We start from the raw sequence: 1,779 nt of genomic DNA on the forward strand, positions 1-1,779 counted from the left end.
TCAGACAAACCTGAGATCTTCAACGTATGTTTTGCAGCAAACACAGTCGCAAAAATCGACTTAACATCATAACATGACCGTCACCCATGTCCCCGAACAAACGTCAACCATCTCTCCGGGACAAACATCAAGTGCGGGAAGACGGCGGCGGGGGCTTTAAAAGTCTGCCCAAACGTCCCTCACCGTCATGCCGGACGAGTGAAGCGACAATCCCATATCCAGAGCCAAGCAGCAGAGCGGTGCTCACAGCGTATGCCCGATGAGAGCGTTGGCTGAGGAGGCGTTTGTGAGCATGCTGTAGTTTGTGGGTGTACATGCAGATTGCCAACCGCGTGATGTGGCTAGTTCGTTATCTGAGGTGAGTTCCGGCTGGATCCCGCATCAAGTGCGGGAAGACGGCGGTGGGGGCTTTAAAGTCTGCCCAAATGCCTCTCGCCGTCATGCCGGACGAGCGAAGCGACGATCCGGTATCCAGAGCTAAGCAGCAGAGCAGTGCTCACAGCGTATGCCCGATGAGAGCTTTGGCTGAGGAGGCGTTTGTGAGCATGCTGTAGTTTATGGGTGTACATGCAGATTGCCAACCGCGTGATATGGCTAGGTCGTCATCTGAGGTGAGTTCCGGCTGGATCCCGCATCAAGTGCGGGAAGACGGCGGTGGGGGCTTTAAGGTTTACCCAAACGCCCCTCGCCGTCGTGCCGGACGAGCGAAGCGACGATCCGGTATCCAGAGCTAAGCAGCAGAGCGGTACTCACAACACTTGCCTGATGAGTGCGTTGGTTGAAGGGAAATAGGGAAGATTGTGGGAATGCAAGAGGTGGGGCGTAAGACATCTAAGTTAGATTGAAACGCTCTTTAAGCTCCTCGACATAAAGTGTCATCATCAAATAGCTTGGCAATGGAAGCCCCAAACGAGCTGCTTCTTGTTCTGCAGCATCAATCATCACCTGATCTTCCGGGGCTGTCGTTCCAAACATCGCAAGCGAGATAATCGCACCATTATCTGCTCCTTGCTTGAATGATGCACTCATAGGCTTTTGCATGGCAAGCTCGGTAAATCTTTGAGCTATTACCATACCATTCATATTGGAGAGAGCAGAAAAGCTTTCTTGGATTACATAACCTCTATCAGTTCGGCTCAACTTACCTTTGGCAAGTATCAACGCAACCATGCTAGCCATGGACCCAAAGAAACCTACAACAAACTCATCCTGCCAAAATCCTGCAGGGATACCGTGGTGGTGTTGAAATATTGCATACGGCTGCTTAACCATCTCGATGGTCTGTCGTGTCACCTTTTTCCGAAAACCACCAAACATGCAAAATCCCTTTCGCATCACCATGCCAACGTTGCAGCTTAAGGTAACTGTTACTGTCCAAGCATTTTGCAATCGAATTTGGCTAGTCGAACGATGCAAACATAATGAAGAGAACAGCGCCGACCATCACCACTGTCTACATCCAATCTTCGTCGAAGCAGTTATAATTGCAAGAAAATTTTATACAACTTATGCATAATTCATCAATAAACAACAGCAAATTCGAAATACGCATTACTCTCTGAAAGAGATGAGATAATTGTAGGTCATCTGTAAATCATAACTGATCAAGCCAATATCGAAAGAACTACTGCTTGCTAGATCCCGGCTCGGAGTGTTTGTCCCGGAGAGATGGTTGACGTTTGTTCGGGGACATGGGTGACGGTCATGTTATGATGTTAAGTCGATTTTTGCGACTGTGTTTGCTGCAAAACATACGTTGAAGATCTCAGGTTTGTCTGA

2 protein-coding genes are annotated in these 1,779 nt (G+C 48.7%); one reads left to right on the forward strand and one right to left on the reverse strand.

Translation table 11 applies throughout. The features are described 5' to 3' along the window. The first annotated feature begins 590 nt into the window (after positions 1–590). The gene (locus PsAD26_RS29775) at positions 591–734 is read left to right on the forward strand and encodes a hypothetical protein (RefSeq protein ID WP_193758351.1); all 144 of its coding nucleotides are present in this window, start codon (positions 591–593) and stop codon (positions 732–734) included. 97 nt (positions 735–831) lie between these two features. On the opposite strand, the gene PsAD26_RS23710 is transcribed toward PsAD26_RS29775, so the two are convergent. Next, complete coding sequence (locus tag PsAD26_RS23710) at positions 832–1,317, reverse strand: hypothetical protein (protein WP_063312384.1); 486 nt, start codon at positions 1,315–1,317, stop codon at positions 832–834. Positions 1,318–1,779: the final 462 nt, after the last annotated feature.

The organism is Pseudovibrio sp. Ad26 (assembly GCF_001623285.1).
GTDB lineage: Bacteria > Pseudomonadota > Alphaproteobacteria > Rhizobiales > Stappiaceae > Pseudovibrio > Pseudovibrio ascidiaceicola.

Coding starts and splice junctions, on each gene's coding strand:
- PsAD26_RS29775 (WP_193758351.1), top strand. CDS start 591: ATGGCTAGGTCGTCATCTGAGGTGAGTTCCGGCTGGATCCCGCATCAA.
- PsAD26_RS23710 (WP_063312384.1), bottom strand. CDS start 1,317: ATGTTTGGTGGTTTTCGGAAAAAGGTGACACGACAGACCATCGAGATG.